General features: G+C 70.5%; 17 protein-coding genes and 2 tRNA genes. 12 read left to right on the forward strand and 7 right to left on the reverse strand.

Translation table 11 applies throughout. From position 1 onward, the window contains the following. The first annotated feature begins 270 nt into the window (after window positions 1–270). Both LADH09A_RS03105 and LADH09A_RS03110 read left to right on the forward strand, forming a co-directional pair. Complete coding sequence (locus LADH09A_RS03105) at window positions 271–1,470, forward strand: DUF1015 family protein (RefSeq protein WP_238643217.1); 1,200 nt, start codon at window positions 271–273, stop codon at window positions 1,468–1,470. An 88-nt stretch (window positions 1,471–1,558) separates the two neighbouring features. Beyond that, window positions 1,559–2,026 carry a ribose-5-phosphate isomerase gene (locus tag LADH09A_RS03110; protein ID WP_238643218.1) on the forward strand — a complete coding sequence of 156 codons (468 nt, stop codon included), beginning with the start codon at window positions 1,559–1,561 and terminating at the stop codon, window positions 2,024–2,026. A 2-nt stretch (window positions 2,027–2,028) separates the two neighbouring features. Here the strand turns inward: LADH09A_RS03110 and LADH09A_RS03115 are convergent, their stop codons facing one another. Next, complete coding sequence (locus LADH09A_RS03115; RefSeq protein ID WP_238643219.1) at window positions 2,029–2,370, reverse strand: hypothetical protein; 342 nt, start codon at window positions 2,368–2,370, stop codon at window positions 2,029–2,031. A 140-nt stretch (window positions 2,371–2,510) separates the two neighbouring features. On the opposite strand from LADH09A_RS03115, the gene LADH09A_RS03120 reads away from it, so the two are divergent. Next, entirely contained in the window at window positions 2,511–3,056 is a 546-nt protein-coding gene (locus tag LADH09A_RS03120; RefSeq protein ID WP_238643220.1) for a hypothetical protein, read from the forward strand. A gap of 177 nt (window positions 3,057–3,233) precedes the next feature. Here the strand turns inward: LADH09A_RS03120 and LADH09A_RS03125 are convergent, their stop codons facing one another. Then, complete coding sequence (locus LADH09A_RS03125) at window positions 3,234–3,500, reverse strand: hypothetical protein (RefSeq protein ID WP_099847965.1); 267 nt, start codon at window positions 3,498–3,500, stop codon at window positions 3,234–3,236. Between the two features lie 95 nt (window positions 3,501–3,595). After that, complete coding sequence (locus LADH09A_RS03130) at window positions 3,596–5,737, reverse strand: M14 family zinc carboxypeptidase (protein WP_238643221.1); 2,142 nt, start codon at window positions 5,735–5,737, stop codon at window positions 3,596–3,598. Between the two features lie 183 nt (window positions 5,738–5,920). Here LADH09A_RS03130 and LADH09A_RS03135 point away from each other — a divergent pair, with 183 nt between their 5' ends. Both LADH09A_RS03135 and LADH09A_RS03140 read left to right on the forward strand, forming a co-directional pair. Beyond that, window positions 5,921–6,430: a SigE family RNA polymerase sigma factor gene (locus LADH09A_RS03135; RefSeq protein ID WP_238643222.1), complete on the forward strand. Its 510-nt coding sequence runs from the start codon at window positions 5,921–5,923 to the stop codon at window positions 6,428–6,430. Further along, window positions 6,427–7,269 carry a hypothetical protein gene (locus tag LADH09A_RS03140; RefSeq protein WP_238643223.1) on the forward strand — a complete coding sequence of 281 codons (843 nt, stop codon included), beginning with the start codon at window positions 6,427–6,429 and terminating at the stop codon, window positions 7,267–7,269. The genes LADH09A_RS03135 and LADH09A_RS03140 overlap by 4 nt, the downstream gene beginning before the upstream one ends. A gap of 80 nt (window positions 7,270–7,349) precedes the next feature. On the opposite strand, the gene LADH09A_RS03145 is transcribed toward LADH09A_RS03140, so the two are convergent. Next, window positions 7,350–7,823 (reverse strand): VOC family protein, encoded by a 474-nt coding sequence (locus LADH09A_RS03145; protein ID WP_238643224.1) that lies wholly within the window; start codon window positions 7,821–7,823, stop codon window positions 7,350–7,352. Between the two features lie 105 nt (window positions 7,824–7,928). On the opposite strand from LADH09A_RS03145, the gene LADH09A_RS03150 reads away from it, so the two are divergent. After that, window positions 7,929–8,912, forward strand: a complete 984-nt coding sequence (locus LADH09A_RS03150; RefSeq protein ID WP_238643225.1) for a helix-turn-helix transcriptional regulator — start codon at window positions 7,929–7,931, stop codon at window positions 8,910–8,912. Between the two features lie 26 nt (window positions 8,913–8,938). Here the strand turns inward: LADH09A_RS03150 and LADH09A_RS03155 are convergent, their stop codons facing one another. After that, a complete protein-coding gene (locus LADH09A_RS03155; protein WP_238643226.1) occupies window positions 8,939–9,454 on the reverse strand; it encodes a putative immunity protein in 516 nt (171 codons plus the stop codon). A 67-nt stretch (window positions 9,455–9,521) separates the two neighbouring features. Then, a tRNA-Gly gene (locus LADH09A_RS03160) sits at window positions 9,522–9,595 on the reverse strand. Window positions 9,596–9,904: 309 nt separating this feature from the next. Here LADH09A_RS03160 and LADH09A_RS03165 point away from each other — a divergent pair. From LADH09A_RS03165 to LADH09A_RS03190, 6 genes are all read left to right on the forward strand, one after another. After that, window positions 9,905–9,978: transfer RNA gene (locus LADH09A_RS03165), tRNA-Pro, on the forward strand. A gap of 138 nt (window positions 9,979–10,116) precedes the next feature. Continuing rightward, window positions 10,117–11,457: a trigger factor gene (gene tig, locus LADH09A_RS03170; protein ID WP_238643227.1), complete on the forward strand. Its 1,341-nt coding sequence runs from the start codon at window positions 10,117–10,119 to the stop codon at window positions 11,455–11,457. 196 nt (window positions 11,458–11,653) lie between these two features. Then, the gene (locus tag LADH09A_RS03175) at window positions 11,654–12,295 is read left to right on the forward strand and encodes an ATP-dependent Clp protease proteolytic subunit (RefSeq protein ID WP_238643228.1); all 642 of its coding nucleotides are present in this window, start codon (window positions 11,654–11,656) and stop codon (window positions 12,293–12,295) included. A 10-nt stretch (window positions 12,296–12,305) separates the two neighbouring features. Beyond that, complete coding sequence (locus LADH09A_RS03180) at window positions 12,306–12,968, forward strand: ATP-dependent Clp protease proteolytic subunit (protein ID WP_007464109.1); 663 nt, start codon at window positions 12,306–12,308, stop codon at window positions 12,966–12,968. A 210-nt stretch (window positions 12,969–13,178) separates the two neighbouring features. Continuing rightward, the gene (gene clpX, locus LADH09A_RS03185; RefSeq protein WP_088949750.1) at window positions 13,179–14,474 is read left to right on the forward strand and encodes an ATP-dependent Clp protease ATP-binding subunit ClpX; all 1,296 of its coding nucleotides are present in this window, start codon (window positions 13,179–13,181) and stop codon (window positions 14,472–14,474) included. A gap of 359 nt (window positions 14,475–14,833) precedes the next feature. Beyond that, complete coding sequence (locus LADH09A_RS03190; protein WP_238643229.1) at window positions 14,834–15,631, forward strand: carbon-nitrogen hydrolase family protein; 798 nt, start codon at window positions 14,834–14,836, stop codon at window positions 15,629–15,631. A gap of 23 nt (window positions 15,632–15,654) precedes the next feature. Here the strand turns inward: LADH09A_RS03190 and LADH09A_RS03195 are convergent, their stop codons facing one another. Beyond that, complete coding sequence (locus LADH09A_RS03195; protein WP_238643230.1) at window positions 15,655–15,879, reverse strand: hypothetical protein; 225 nt, start codon at window positions 15,877–15,879, stop codon at window positions 15,655–15,657. Window positions 15,880–16,487: the final 608 nt, after the last annotated feature.

Consider the following 16,487-nt stretch of genomic DNA (forward strand, 5'->3'; position numbering starts at 1 on the left):
CGACGCCGCCGCTGAGTCCGCGACCCGTCCCGGCGCCGCCGCCCGAGCGGCCCGTCCCGGGGCCGCCCGCCTCACCCCGTCGTGCCCCGAACACCGGGCCCGTCGGCACCGTCCGGCGGGCCAACGGCGGGCCGGCAACCGCGGGCAGGCACCGCCGGGGCGCGTCCGACCGCACCGGCTGACCACTCCGCTCGGCCTGGCGCTTTCATCTGGTGGACGCCCCGCGGGTCCCCGTCGGCGGCGACACCGTCGCCGGTAGCGTCAGTGGGTATGACGGTCGTGCATCCGATCTCCCGGGCGTGGGTCACCACTGGTGGCACCGGCGCGCAGAACTACGACGAGTTCGCCGACGACGCGGAAATCACCGCGATCATCGAGGCGAACCCGCACAGTGCCCTCGGCATCGAGATGCCACACCGCGCCCCGCAGAGCCTGGGCAGGTCATTCCTGGACGCACTGCCGGACGCGGTCGCCCGCCTCGCCGAGGCCAAGGCAGACGGCAGCTACACCCCCGCCGAGCAGGTGGTGGTCCTCTACCGGATCACCGCACCCGGCGACGAGCCGGCGTACGGGCTGTTCGCGATGGTGGACACCGACCAGATCTCCACCCGGGCCGACGAGCCGGGCCTGGTCATCCGCAACGAGGACGTCTTCATCGCCAAGGTGCGCGAGCGGGTGGCACTGGCCGAGGCGCTGGGTCACCTACTCTCACCCGTACTCCTGCTCCAGACCGGGCGTGGCGACGAGCTGCACGCCGCGCTCGCGTCGGCGACCGAGACGGCCGGCGCGCCCGCCGCGACGGACACCGACCAGGCGGGGCGCACGCACGCCATCTGGCTGCTCGGCCCCGGGCCGGAGCAGGCCGCGCTGACCGCCCTCGCCGGCGGCGGGGAGCTGGTCGTCGCGGACGGCAACCACCGCAGCCTGGCCGCCCAGACCGGCGGGCTGTCGCGCTTCCTCGCCGTGGTCACCACCCCCGCGTCGGTGGCCATCCAGCCGTACAACCGGCTGGTCAGCGAGCTGACCACCACACCGGCCGAGCTGCTCGACCGGCTGCGGGCCGCGGGCGCCGAGGTCGAGCCGATCGACGGCCCGGTCGAGGTCCCGGAGGGCGGCGGCACCGTGCACCTGCGCCTCGACGGCCAGGGGTACGCGGTGCGCCTGCCGGCCACGGCCTCCGCCCGCCTGGAAAACCTGGACCACGCCCTGGTCGAGCGGCTGCTGCTGCGCGACGCGCTCGGTCTGGACCCGGGCGACAAGAGGATCACCTACGTCGGCGGTGACTACCCGGCGAGCTGGCTCACCGGCGAGGTCGACGCCGGGCGGGCCGAGCTGGCCATCCTCATCGCGCCCGTGACCGTGGCGGACTTCGTCGCGGTGAACCTGGCCCGGGAGAAGATGCCCCGCAAGAGCACCTGGTTCACCCCGAAGGCACGGGGCGGTCTGGTCGTCGCCGAGCTGCCGCGCTGAGCGTCCCCCGGCACGGCCGTGTGACGAACCCGGCTCTCCGACGCCGCCCCCGCGACGTCGGAGAGCGCGGCCTGACAGACTGCCCGGTATGCGCGTCTACCTTGGGTCCGACCACGCCGGTTTCGAGTTGAAGGTGCACCTGGCCAACCACCTGGCCAAGCAGGGGTACGACGTCGTCGACGTCGGCCCGCACAGCTACGACCCGGACGACGACTACCCGACGTTCTGCCTGCACACAGGCGACCAGGTGGTGGCCGACGAGACGGGCCTGGCAGTGGTCATCGGCGGGTCCGGCAACGGCGAGCAGATCGCCGCGAACAAGGTCGCCGGTGTCCGCGCCGCGCTGGCCTGGAGCGTCGAGACCGCTCAGCTGGCCCGCCAGCACAACGACGCGAACGTGGTCGCGATCGGCGCCCGCCAGCACACGTTGGACGAGGCCACCGGCATCGTCGAGGCGTTCCTGAACACGCCGTTCTCCGGCAACGAGCGACATGCCCGTCGGATCACCCAGGTCGCCGAGTACGAGCGGACCCGGCAACTGCCCGTCCTGCCCTGAGGTCAGCGCGGCGAGCGGGGCAACTCCTCGCGGGGCACCCAGTTGCGGCGGACCACCACGACCCGGGCTTCCGCCTCGGCCAGATCATCGTCGGTGGGCCGGGCCGCGTCCCGGGCCCGCAGTGCGGCGCTCAGGCCCACCTGGGACGAGCCGGAGCCGACCAGCCCTCGTAGCCCTCGCTCGCCGTCGCGCTCGTCGCCGCCCGGGCCTCGTCGGCGCGGCGGCGGGTCGTCACCGTCATGCACCCCGGGGGTGCTGACCGTCGGGCTGTCGGGACTGCGCCCCGCCGGCTCCGAGTCGGGGTGGTGGCGTAGCCGTCGCCGTCGTCGGTCGGGGTCACCCATCAGCCGACCGTACCCTGCCCGGCGTGGGATCCGGCACTGTCGCGTCGGCCGGCGTCTCGGGCGGGGTCGGCGACCGATTTGCCGGCTGGCTACCCTCGGAAGCAGGCGGCGTTGGTGCCGTCGGTCAGGGGGAGGACAAGATGGCAGACCAGACGCAGCCGTGGGCGGAGCGGACCGTGGAGGTGCCACCGCAGGCCGGCGTCGGGGTGCCGCAGCAGCGCGACGGGTTCCGCCGGGGCGTGGCGCCGGTGGGCCAGCGTCGCACTCCGCGCACCGAGCCGTTCCCGGTGGTCGAGCAGGAGCCGACCGGCACCGGCTGGCCCGGCGAGCCCGTTCCGCGCCGGTCGCTGAGCTCCCGCATGGCGCAGCTTCGGCGTGGCGGTGAGTGGAGCGCGGCGGCCGGGCTCTTCGCGTTCGTCTGCTGGGGGATCTGGGCGCTCTCCGGCCAGGGCGACCTGAGCGTTCCGCTGTTGGTGCTGGTGCTCAGCCTGCTGGTGGCGGTCGGCCTGTTCGCCCTGTTCCGGCTGGTCGGCCGGGTGGTGCTGGAACGGCAGCTCGGTCGGGTTCGGCACAGCGCCCGCGGCGCCCACCTGGCGACGGCGGTGTTCCTCGTCGGGCTCGGCGTGGCCTGGCTCCAGCAGACCGAGTGGGTCGTCTCGGCCTGGAACTGGATCTCCTCGAACTGATCGTCGGGCGCGTACGGGCGGGTCGGCTCTGGGCCGCCCGCCCGTACGCCCGGTCGCGGCACGCCGCGACGCCGGTCGTCTCCCCACCAGGCAAGGCTGCTGCTTACCCGGCCGGCCACGGTTCATCCGTGGCCGGCCGGTCCGACTGGTACCCGTTCCGGGGTGGGTCCGATCGCGTCAGTGGGTGCCGCCGTGGCCCTCGGCGTCGGCGCGGGGCGAGACGACCCGGGCGGCCGGGTCCTCGACGCCGGGCTCGCCGCCGTCGGGGGCCACCATCCCGTCGTAGTTGTAGAGCGGCTGGCCGTCGTCGTGCTGCTTGGTGGTCTTGATGTAACGGTGCATCATGCCGTCGATCTCCAACTCGACGAGCGCGTCGCCGCCGGTGTCGTGGGTGCTGCCGTCGCGGGGGCCGCCAATCAGGTGGGCCGTGGTGTTCGTGTCCATGGACACAGCCCTACCCGCGAGCCGCTGGGCAGAAACGGATGAAATGTCGTCGGCGGTGCCGTGCCCGACACCCGGGCACGGCACCGCCCGGAAGATCAGGGGGCGGGCTGGGCGGCCGCGTAGTCGCGGGCCACCCGGACCATCTCCACCAAGCCGCCGGCGTACTCCTGGGATTCGCCGTGCGCCTCGTCGAACGGCGGCTGGAAGCCGACGCCCTCCCACTCGCCGGTCGCCGGGTTCCACCGGTCGTTGCCGACCTCGAAGTCCCAGGCGAAGATGCCCAACTCGTAGTAGAGCTGGTCCGCCGAGTTGCCGGCGGCGGAGTAGAGCACGTCGGCGACCGGCCCGGTCTGCGACGGCCAGGTGACGGTGCCGCGTTCCTGCGCGATGGCGCCGACGATCCGCCGGGCGCTGGTGAGGAACAGCGTCGACTCGTCGATCGACGGCCGCGGCAGGGTGACCCGGCCGTCGGCCCGGTACGCCCCCGGCGGCCACATGAAGTACCCGCCGTAGGAGTGCACGTTCATCGCGAACTTGATGTTCGGGTGGTCTTGAGCGAGCGCGATCACGTTGCCGCTCTCCGCCTCGGACAGCTCGGCGGTGCCCGCGTAGTTACCGGACAGGCAGTTGGCGCTGGCGCCCACGTACCCGTCGAAGTGCGACCCGACGGTGTAGTTGCGGTTGATGTCGACGCCCCACGAGGTGCGGTTCTTCGGGTCGCGGGCCGCGCCGGTGCAGTGGTTGACCAGGTTCTTGCGCTGGAAGTTGAAGTCGTTGAACGAGTAGTTCGCGCCGTCGGGGTTGACCATCGGGATGACGAAGATGTCGACCTGCTCCAGCAGCTCGCGGGTGGCCGGGTCGGTCCGGGCGTTGGCCAGCATCCGTTCGGCGAACTCCAGCGTCACGAGTGGGGTGGCCCACTCCCGGGCGTGCTCCTGGGAGTATGCGAGCACGCCGACCCGGGACCCGTTGCGGTGGACGCCGAGGCGCAGCGCCTGCACCGTCCACGGCCGCGCCGACACCTCGGTGCCCTGCAACCCGTCGTCGAGCCGGGTCGGGGCGGCGACCGGCATGGGCAGCCCGGCCGAGCCGTCCTCGACGGTGGCCCGGAAGCGGTTCGGCTGGCGGGCGTTGATCGCCGCGGCGACCTCGTCGGTGGTGCTCACCGTCTTGCCGGCGGTGTCGGTGGCCAGCGACACGGTCAGCACACGGTCGCGGTAGCCGACGGTCAGCGGTCGGTTCGGTCGGCCGGGGTCGACCGTCCGCACCTGTACGCCGTTCATGCCCTGGTCGCCGAAGCGGACCGACTCGACCACCACGGCCGCCACGGCCGGGTCGCCCAGGTACGCGACGGCGTTGCGCCGGTATCCCTGGGTCTTGTTCGGCAGGTCGATCACGTCCACCAGGTCCCGGTACTGGCGGGCCAGTCGCTTGATCCGCGCCTGGATGTCGGTCGGCGTCAGGTACGCGTCGATGAAGTCCTTCTGGTAACCGGCCGGCAGCGGTGGCGGGGTGGCGTTGGGCCAGAGCGTCGGCGTGACCACGCGGCTGACTCCGCCGAGGCTGGAGGTGGCGCTCAGCTGGACCGGCCGGTTCGGCACCGGCTGGGGAAGGTTGTAGTGGTACTGGTACTCGCCGGAGTCCTCGAACCGGTACAGCGGGAACGACCCGGTGGCGCCGTCCGCCGTCCGCCAACTGACGGTGATCTCCACGTCCGGGTCGTCGGTGGCGGTGGTGGCCACCTGGGCCTGGAGGAACGTCTGACCGCCCGTGGTCCACCAGTACGCCTGCTGCACCTGGAGGGTGTCCACGGCGGCGGCGGTGGTCCGCTGGCCGGCGGCCGGAGCGCGCAGGCCGGCGGCGGTGCGGGCCTGCGCCGCGCGAACGCTCTCGGCGTGATGCCGGCTGCCGTCCCCGGCACGCTGCACGACCTGTACGGCCTTCGCGCCCTGCGCGGTCAGCTCGGCGAGCTGCGTACCGCTGAGCACGAGGTCGGCGAGGATCCTCCCGTCCCGGGCCCGGGGCCGGTTGGCGAGGTCCGCACCGGTGGCGACCAGCCGGTCGAGCTGAGCCTGGTCACGTAGCTGCACTCGGACCAGGGCGGTCTCGGTGGCGCTCAGGGTGACCGGTGGTGCGGGATCGGCGGGTGCAGCGGTTCCCGCAGCGGGGTTCGACAACACTGCGCTGAACAGGATCGCTGTGGTGGCGGCAGCTGTCCACCGTCGTCGGACGATCATGTGCCCTCCTGACGGACATCGATGTACCTGGTCCTTACACCAGTGCATAGATCGACAGCTGTCAAGGTCTCGTCGCGCACGCCACCGTTCGGCGTTGAACCTCGTGACACGTACGCGAGTTACGGAGCAACCCGGCGGGCCAGACCCCGCGTGACTACCTCGAAACGGGGATCGGAGGCCTGAATGAGCGATCGCGACAAGGCGTTCGCCGAGTACTTCGCAGCACGGTCCGGTGCCATGCGCGGCACCGCGTACCTGCTGTGCGGCGACTGGCACCGCGCCGAGGACCTGGTCCAGACCGCTTTCGTCAAGCTCTACCGGGTCTGGAACCGGATCTCCCGGCACGAGGTGCTCGACAGCTACGTGCGCCAGATCCTGATCCGGACGTTCCTCGACGAGCGCCGCCGCGGCTGGTGGCGGCGTGAACGGGTGGGTGGCGAGGACGCCGAACAGGCGGCCCCGCCCGACTCGCCGGAGAGCCGACTGGTGCTGCTCCAGGCGCTGGCCCGCGTGGCACCGCGCCAGCGGGCCGTGCTGGTTCTGCGCTACTGGGAGGACCTGTCCATCGAGGATGTCGCGGCGCTGCTGGAGTGTTCTCCAGGGACGGTGAAGAGCCAGGCGGCACGCGGGCTCGACACGTTGCGCGGCCTCCTGGCACCGACCTACAGCGGGATCGAGATGGGGGAGCGATGAACGAGGAAGAGTTGCGCGAGGGGCTGCGCGGCGAGATGGCGAGCACTACCCCGCCACCACCACCGAGTACGGAAGCAGCGCTCGGCGCGGCGCGGCGGACGCACCTCCGCCGACGCGCGCTGTGGGCGTCGCTCGGATCGGCGGCTGTCGTGCTGGCGGTCACCGGCTTCGCGGTCGTCGCCACTCCGGACGGCCGCGTCTACCAACCGGCGGGGAACGGGCCACTGGCGTCTCCGGACGCGTCGGGCGACACCAAGGAGGCGTGGCCGACCGGGCCGGACGGCCGACCGCAGGAGGACCGGACCGCGCGGGCCGGGTCCAAGCACGACCAGGGAGTCCACCTGCTCAACGAGGCTGTCTCGGTCATACCCTCCGGTTACACCACCCCGGAGGATCCGCCGAGCCGGTCCGCCGAGGAGCGGACGCTGCGGACCCACCAGGCGCAGTTCGAGAACAAGGTGAACGGCGTCGACGTGTGGAGCTACTCGTCCTCGGTCGCCGTGGCCCAGGGCCAGGGCACCGGGCGCGTGATCGTCGAGGTGCACGACGCCGGCAACCCGCTGCCGACCGAGCCGTGCGCCCTGGCGCAGGCCTTCTGGGGTATGCAGGGCGAGTGCCAGGTCGAGACGGTCGGACCGGCGCAGGTCGGCGTGGTGGTCCGACCGGGCGGCGACGAACGGCTCGACCAGTGGTCGGCCTACCGGCACCCGGATGGCGTGGTGGTCTTCGTGGCGCAGGGGGTGACGCTCGACGAGAGACGGCCGGCGTTGACGAAGCTGCCGTTCTCCGTGCCGCAGCTGGCGGCCCTCGCCGCCGACGAACGGTTTCACCTGCGCTGACCAGGCCGACACCGGCTGCCGAGACCGTTGAGCCGCTGTTCGCGCGGCGGCTCAACGGTGCTGCCCCCGGCGGGAGGCAGTCAGGTGCCGGGAGAGAAGTCGGCGCCCTGGACGTACTCCATCGCCGCCACGAACTCGGGAGCCTGGAGCCGCTGGCCCATTTCCTCCTCGGTCGGCTCGGCAACCCGCTGGTGGACCCACCACAGGTTGCCGAACGGGTCGCGGAAGCGGCTGACCCGGTCGCCCCAGAACAGTTCGGTCGGCTCGGTGACGACGGTCGCGCCGCGCTCGACGGCCCGGCGCAGCACCTCGGCGTCGTCACTGACGTAGAGGCGCAGGAAGGCGGGCGTGGCCGGCCACCGCGGCTTGTCGAACATCATCACCACCGAATCCCCGATGCGGACCTCGGCGTGGCCGATCACCCCGTCCACCTCCATCCGGGCCAGCTCGGTGGCGTCGAAGACACCGACGACGAAGTCGATCAGCGCACCGGTCCGTCCGGGCGAGATGACCCAGGGGGTCACGCTGTGGTAGCCGTCGGGAACAACCTTCATCTGTCCGTCTCCTTGGTCTGGTACGTGCGTCGGTGCGCGCAGATGGAGGACGGTAGACCCGAACTAGGCCGGTGAATGTCCTAGATGGCGGGCCATCATGGCAGTATGCGCGACACCCCGGCTCGCCTGCTACGACTGCTGTCCCTGCTCCAGACGCCCCGGGAGTGGCCGGGCAGCGAGCTTGCCGGGCGTCTCGGTGTGAGTTCGCGGACTGTGCGCCGCGACATCGACCGGCTGCGCGAGTTCGGCTACCCGGTCCACGCCAGCCTGGGCGTGCAGGGCGGCTACCGACTCGTCGCCGGTAAGGCGATGCCACCGCTGCTGCTCGATGACGAGGAGGCGGTGGCGATCGCGGTCGGTCTGCGCGCCGCCGCCCGGCAACCGTTCGCCGGCATCGCCGAGGCCTCCCTGCGCGCCCTCGCCAAACTGCAGCAGGTGTTACCGCCGCGGTTGGGCCGGCAGGTCGGCACCCTCAGCTCGGCCACCGTCTCGTCGCCGGCGGCGGTGGCGATGCCACTGGTCGACCCGACGCAGCTCATCGTCCTCGCGGCAGCGGCCGCGGCCCACGAACGGGTCCGTTTCGACTACCGGGCCGGTGACGGCACCGTCAGTCGGCGGCTCGTGGAACCACACCGGCTGGTCCTGGTGGACCGCCGTTGGTATGTCGTCGCTCACGACAACAAGCGCGAGGACTGGCGCACGTTCCGCGTCGATCGCATCGAACGGGCAGAAACAACAGGGGTACGCGTGCCGCCCCGCGAACTGCCGGCCGAGAACGCGTCCACCTTCGTGACCGAGCGGCTCCACGGCCTGGTGCCGGTCTTCCGGGCGGCGGCGACGCTGGCACTGCCCGCCGAGCGGGCAGCCGCCCGACTGGGTGACCACGCCGGAGAGCTGGTGCCACTTGACGACGCGTCGTGCCGGTGGCACAGCCCGGAGGACACCGTCGACTGGCTCGGCTTCCGGCTCGCGCTGCTCGGGTGCGACTTCACCGTCCACGAGCCAACGGAACTGGTCGACCATCTGCGTCGGCTCGGCGAGCGCATCAGCCGAGCCGTGGCACCCGATTCCCCTGGATCATCCCGGTAGCGTCAGTGCTCACGAGCTCGAACCGTTCAGCAGTCGAAGACCGACCAGCAGATGTCGTTGCGTAGCCGCTGGTCGTCGAGGACCAACTCGCGGATTGCCTTCGGGAGCTGTGCGCGCTGCCACCGGCACTCGAGTCGCCCCGCGGTATCGCTCTCGCCGGCGGGCGCGGCGGCACGTACGGCCTTGATCGCATAGGCGGCCGCGCCCAGTTCGTGCGCGGCGACGTGTGCGACGACCCCCGCCTGGCCGGCGGCGTACGCGGCGTGCCGTGCCGCCCCGCGCAGGTCGCGGGCCGCGCCCATGGCGTGACCGCCCGCCGTGCGGGCCTGCGTCATCGTCACCTCACCACGGGTCCAGGCGCGGGCGTGTTCGATCGCCTCCCGTGGTCGTGGGTCGTCCGGCCGCACCGCCTCGAACAGGTGCAGGACGTGCTCCGCGCACGACGCCGCCCACAGGGCGAGCAGGTGGTGATCCGGATCGGTGAGGCTGCCACCGCGGCGAAGCGTGATGAAGCGCGGGTCCCGTACCGCCGGGAGGATCATGGCTGGACGCCCTCCAGGCCGAGCCGGTGACCTCGGGGAAAAACCTCTGACCTGGGCCGGAGGCTGGTGGAGCGGGCGACGAGAATCGAACTCGCGTAGTCAGTTTGGAAGACTGAAGCTCTACCATTGAGCTACGCCCGCGTGCGCCCCTGTGGGGCACGCTGACAGCGTACCCAATGCCTGTGCCCGGTGCGCAGCCACGCCACCGCCTGACGCGCCGCGTCGTCCCGGCGCGGCGCGGCAACCCGGAAGATCCCCACAACATCAGGGATGGTGTGGTCTCCGCACGTCCTGAGGCCACTACATCCCTGACGTTGTGCAGATCTTGGGCCAGGGGGGCGGTCGGCGCGCTCGGAGTGGGCGGTTCGGTGGGCTTTGGGGGATCTGTCCGGGTGGGGGATGCCCCGGCACCGCCTGAGGCACGACGACGGCATAGACTGCTCGTCGCCACGGGGTGTGGCGCAGCTTGGTAGCGCACTCGCTTTGGGAGCGAGGGGCCGTGGGTTCAAATCCCGCCACCCCGACTGTCGTCCGCGGCCGGGCAGCCCCGGGTGCCGCCCAGTGCGGTCCCCGGGCGATGCCGGAGCGTCAGGCCGGCTCGCCTACACTCGATGGGCTGAATCACGCCCAGACTCAACTGAGATCCGTCAAGGAGTACGCCTGTGAAGAGCACCGTCGAGACTCTGAGCCCGACGCGCGTGCGGCTCGCCATCGAGGTGCCGTTCGTCGAGCTCGAGCCGAGCCTCAAGAAGGCGTACCGGGAGATCGGTTCGCAGGTCCAGGTCCCGGGCTTCCGCCGGGGCAAGGTGCCGACCGCGGTGATCGACCAGCGGGTGGGCCGGGGCACCGTCCTCAACGAGGCGGTCCAGGAGGCCATCCCGGAGAACATCCTCGCCGCGGTGCGCGAGCACGACCTCAAGACGCTGGGGCGCCCCGAGGTCGAGATCACCGAGTTCAACGACGGTGACTCGCTGAACTTCACCGCCGAGGTCGACGTCCGTCCCGAGATCACCATCCCGGACACGAGCACCATCGAGGTGACCGTCGACGAGCTGCAGATCGACGACAGCGAGATCGACGAGCAGGTGAAGAACCTGCGGGAGCGTTTCGCGACCCTCAAGACCGTCGAGCGTGCCGCCGCCGAGGGTGACTTCGTCCAGATCGACCTGAACGCCACCGTCGACGGCGAGGACGTGCCGGGCGGCCAGGCCAGCAACATCTCCCACGAGGTGGGCAGCAAGCAGCTCCTGCCGGGCCTGGACGAGGCCGTGGTCGGCCTCTCCGCCGGCGAGGACACCTCCTTCACCACCCAGCTGGTCGGCGGCGACTTCGCCGGTCGCGACGCCGAGGTGGCGGTGACCGTCCGCACGGTCAAGGAGAAGGAGCTGCCCGAGCTGAACGACGAGTTCGCCCAGATGGCGAGCGAGTTCGACACCATCGAGGAGCTGCGCGGCGACCTGCGGGGGCGGGTCACCCAGGGCAAGCAGGTCGAGCAGATCTACGCCGCTCGGGACAAGGCCCTGGCGCAGCTCGTCGAGGCCGCCGAGATCCCGGCCCCGGAGGGTGTCGTCCGCGAGGAGGTCGAGAGCCGCAAGCAGGCGATGGTCGACCAGCTCGAGCGGATCGGCGCCTCCATGGAGGAATACCTCGCGGCGGAGGACAAGACCGAGGAGCAGATCGACGCCGAGCTGACCGAGGCGGCGACCGAGGGCGTCAAGGTCCAGCTCCTGCTGGACACGCTGGCCGACGCCGAGGACGTCCAGGTCTCCGACGACGAGTTCGGTCACGAGATCGTGCACCGGGCGCAGCGCGCCGGAATGGCTCCCCAGCAGTACTACGACCAGCTGGTGCGCTCCGGCGCGGCCGCTGCGGTCTTCGGCGACGTGCGGCGGGGCAAGGCGCTCGCGGCCGTCATGGAGCGCATCACGATCAAGGACGCGGCGGGCAACGCCGTCAGCCTCGACGCGCTGCGCGCCGCCAACGAGGCCGAGCACAACCACTGATCGTCGGGTGCGGCCGCCGTCCGCCGCTGCGCGGTGGATGGCGGCCGTTTCCCTTTCCGGGGTACGGCCCGGAAGCCCGCGCCGCGGGTACGCCCGACACAGCTGCGCTGAGAGCGAACAGTGCCCCGACCGGGACTCTGCCGCCCCGCACAGCGGTTAGTGTCGGGAAAGACGGTACGGAGAGCGAAGGGCTGCCATGACCGACATGCACATCCCCAAGAAGTCGCTCCGGGCGATTGACGCGCGCGGTGGCGACTCCATTGGCAACCTCGACGACTCGGTCTACAACCGGTTGCTCAAGGAGCGCATCATCTTCCTGGGCAGTGAGGTGACCGACCAGGTCGCCAACCGCATCTGCGCGCAGCTGCTGCTGCTCGCCGCGGAGGACCCGGACCGCGACATCAACCTGTGGATCAACTCGCCGGGTGGCTCGGTCTACTCCGGCATGGCGATCTACGACACCATGCAGTTCATCGACAACGACGTGTCGACCGTGGCGATGGGCATGGCTGCCTCGATGGGTCAGCTGCTGCTCTGCGCGGGCACCAAGGGCAAGCGCTACGCCCTGCCGCACGCCCGGATCATGATGCACCAGCCGTCCGGTGGTCTGGGCGGCACGGCGTCCGACATCGCCATCCAGGCGGAGCAGATGCTCTACACGAAGCGGATGTTCCAGGAGCGGGTCGCGCACCACACCGGCCAAGAGCAGTCGCAGATCGAGGCGGACTCGGACCGGGACCGTTGGTTCACCGCCCAGGAGGCCATGGACTACGGCTTCATCGACAAGGTGATCATCGGGGCCGCACAGGTTCCGGATGGCGCCGGGACCCTGAGCTGAGGAGCTGACGATGACCGATCTGAGCCTGCCGCCCCAGTTCGCGGCCGTGCACAACCGCTACGTGCTGCCGTCGTTCGTCGAGCGCACGTCGTACGGGGTCAAGGAGTCGAACCCGTACAACAAGCTCTTCGAGGACCGGATCATCTTCCTCGGTGTCCAGGTGGACGACGCGTCGGCCAACGACGTGATGGCCCAGCTGCTGACGCTCGAGGGCACCGACCCGGACCGCGACATCATCATGTACATCAACTCGCCGGGTGGCTCGTTCACCGCGATGACGGCGATCTACGACACCATGCAGTACGTCCGTCCGGACATCCAGACCGTCTGCCTCGGGCAGGCCGCCAGCGCGGCGGCGGTGCTGCTGTCGGCGGGCACCGCGGGTAAGCGGATGGCTCTTCCGAACTCGCGGATCATCATCCACCAGCCGGCCACCGAGGGCGGCTACGGGCAGGGCTCGGACATCGAGATCCAGGCCCGGGAGATCCTGCGGATGCGTACGCAGCTGGAGGACATGCTGTCCCGCCACTGCAACCGCCCGATCGAGCAGGTTCGCAAGGACATCGACCGTGACAAGATCATGACGGCCGAGGAGTCCAAGGAGTACGGGCTGGTCGACACGATCCTGACCAGCCGCAAGAAGGGTCTGCTGGCGACCCACTCCGCCAGCTGAGCATCACCGGGTCAGAGGTTGGCCGGGGCACCCGTTCCCGGCCGACCTCTGACACACCCGTTTTGGGGGTCGGAGAATGCCCCGCCAGCGGGTAACGTCGGGTCCGTACCGCTTCGCCGGTCGGGTCGGCGGGGCGAACCAAGCCGGGCGGCGTGCAGCGTCCGCAGGTCAGGGCCGGGTCTCCGGCCGATGAGTGCAGGGAGAACGTAGGTGGCACGGATCGGTGACGGCGGCGACCTACTGAAATGCTCCTTCTGCGGCAAGTCGCAGAAGCAGGTCAAGAAACTCATCGCGGGCCCAGGGGTCTACATCTGCGACGAGTGCATCGATCTCTGTAACGAGATCATCGAAGAGGAGCTGGCCGAGTCCGGCGAGGTGAAGTGGGAAGAGCTTCCCAAGCCGATGGAGATCTGCCAGTTCCTCGACAACTACGTCGTGGGGCAGGACCAGGCCAAGAAGGCGCTCGCGGTCGCGGTCTACAACCACTACAAGCGCATCCAGGCCGAGGCGGCCAACGCGCCCGGCTCCGGCAATGATGCCGTCGAGCTGGCGAAGTCCAACATCCTGCTGCTCGGTCCGACGGGGTGCGGCAAGACCCACCTGGCGCAGACCCTCGCCCGGATGTTGAACGTCCCGTTCGCGATCGCCGACGCCACCGCGCTGACCGAGGCGGGCTACGTCGGCGAGGACGTGGAGAACATCCTCCTCAAGCTGATCCAGGCCGCGGACTACGACATCAAGCGCGCCGAGACCGGCATCATCTACATCGACGAGGTCGACAAGATCGCCCGCAAGTCGGAGAATCCGTCGATCACGCGCGACGTCTCCGGTGAGGGCGTGCAGCAGGCCCTGTTGAAGATGCTCGAGGGCACGGTGGCGAACGTGCCACCGCAGGGTGGTCGTAAGCACCCGCACCAGGAGTTCATCCAGATCGACACCACCAACGTGCTGTTCATCTGCGGTGGTGCCTTCGCCGGTCTCGATCAGATCATCGAGTCCCGCACCGGGCAGGGTGGCACCGGCTTCGGTGCCCGGCTCCGGTCGGTGTCCGACCGGTCGACCGACGACATCTTCAGCCAGGTCATGCCGGAAGACATGCTCAAGTTCGGGTTGATCCCCGAGTTCGTGGGCCGGCTGCCGGTGATCACCAACGTGCGCAGTCTGGACCGCAGCGCACTGGTGCGCATCCTCACCGAGCCGCGCAACGCGCTGGTCCGGCAATACCAGCGCCTGTTCGAGCTGGACGGGGTCGAGCTGGAGTTCGACGAGCCGGCGCTGGAGGCGATCGCCGACCAGGCGATGCTGCGGGGCACCGGTGCCCGTGGTCTGCGGGCCATCATCGAGGAGGTCCTTCTCTCCGCGATGTTCGAGGTGCCCAGCAACCCTGACGCCGCCCGGGTGTTGATCACCCGCGAGGTGGTCCTGGAAAACGTCAACCCGACGATCGTTCCGCGCGAGTTCACCGGGCGGCGAGCCCGGCGGGACCGCGAGGAGAAGTCGGCCTGATTTTCCCCGTGTCACGCCGGCCGCTCACTCCTGAGCGGCCGGCGTGATCGCGTTCGCCGCCAGCCACCTGGCGCGACCCACCCGCACCGGCCACCTGGCCCGACCCACCGACGCGGGCCCGGGCACCGGCGGTCCCATTCGCCCGACGGGGTGACGACCACCACCGGCCGGGCCGCTTCGCCGCTGTCGTTGCGCTGACCGCCGTCGACCCGACGGGTAAGCGTCCCGTCGCGCCGATGATCGCCGCGTCCCCGCTCCCCAGCGTCCCGCTGCCGGTGGTACTGGTGCTGTCGGTGCCCGGGCACCCCGACCGTCTCTGACGCTGTCCACGCAAGCTCCTCTCGCCGTACCCTGTGGTCATGCGCGTCGCCGTCTGCCAGCTGAACGCCCGGGACGACCGCAAGGCCAACCTGGCCGCCGCCGAGGTCCTGCTGGAGCGGGCCGCCGCCGGCGGCGCGGACCTGGCGGTCCTGCCGGAGTACGTCGACTACCTGGGCCCCGCCGCGGGGTTGCCGGAACCGGAGCCGGTGGACGGGGAGGTCGGCAGCTTCTTCGCCGGGATCGCCCGGCGGCTCGGGATCTGGGTGGTGGCCGGCTCCTTCCACGAGGCCGGCCCGGACCCGGAGCACACCTGGAACACGTCGCTGGTCTTCGACCGCTCCGGCGCGCTGGCCGCTAGCTACCGCAAGATTCATCTGTACGACGTGGAGATCCCCGGTCGGGTCTCCTACCGGGAGTCCGCGAGCGTGGCGCCCGGGGTGCAACCGGTGGTGGTGGACGTCGAGGGTCTGCGGGTCGGGCTGTCGATCTGCTACGACCTGCGCTTCCCGGAGCTCTACCGGCTGCTTGCCACCGATGGTGGCGCACAACTACTGGTGGTCCCGGCGGCATTCATGATGCACACCGGACGGGACCACTGGGAGGTCCTGCTGCGGGCCCGGGCGATCGAGAACCAGTGCTTCGTGGCGGCGGCCGGTCAGACCGGCGACCACGAGCCGGGCCGCGCCTGCTTCGGGCGCAGCATGGTGGTCGACCCGTGGGGGACGGTCCTCGGCCAGGTGCCGGACGGCCCGGGTGTGGCCGTCGTCGACCTGGACCTCGACCGGCTCGCCGCGATCCGGGCCGAGCTGCCCAGCCTGGCCAACCGCCGGCTCTAGAGCCTGTGCTTTGACACAGGGCCCTAACCCTCGAGCAGGACGCCGATCACCGCGAACCCGGCGATGGCCGCGGCGGTGACCAGCAGTGCGGTGGTCATCCGGGACCTGCCCCGCCGGGCCAGCCGTCCCACCGAGAGCACCAGGACGACCAGCACGACCGCACCGATCACCACCTGCCAGAACGGCAGGAGGAGGCCGAGTAGCGCCTCCTCGGCGAACACCCTGGTGCCCAGTCCGGACTCATCCATGTCTGACACTCTGGCACGTCGGGGCAGCCCGCGTCCCCAGGCTGCGCCGGGTGCCATCTGGACCCGGGAGGCCAAACCAGTGATGAACGCTGATTTGCCTTCTCCGGGCCGTCCGCGTAACTTTCTCTCTGCACGGGGGAGGCCGGACAAACTGGCTGAGAACGGGCACCGGGCTCGTGGCGGGAACGCCGAGCGAGACCGAGGATCGGGCGGTGCGGAACACTCCGGATACGGGGTTGCGAACGCGGAACTGACCGGGTAGAGTTTCGGAGCCGGCAGGAGCCGGGCGGAGAGCCGCGAAGCGGTGATCGGCCGGTCTGCGGCTTCCCACGACAGTAACGACCGCCGGTCACGGCGTGCGTCATCGTGGATCCGGACGAACCAGATTGATCGCCTCGAACATGAGGTTGACAATGAAAGTTCGACCAAGTAAGTTTGAGCGGTTGCCCCGAAACGGGGTTCCACGAATGTGGGGCTTCTGATCGGTGTGTGGTTGTTCTTTGAGAACTCAACAGGGTGCTTGTAAAGCCAGTGCCAATTATGATTTATACCCCGGACTGGTCAGTTTTTCTGGCTGGTTGGGATCCCTTTGGCAACATTTGTTTGTT

This window comes from Micromonospora cabrerizensis, assembly GCF_022230955.1.
GTDB classification, from domain to species: domain Bacteria; phylum Actinomycetota; class Actinomycetes; order Mycobacteriales; family Micromonosporaceae; genus Micromonospora; species Micromonospora cabrerizensis.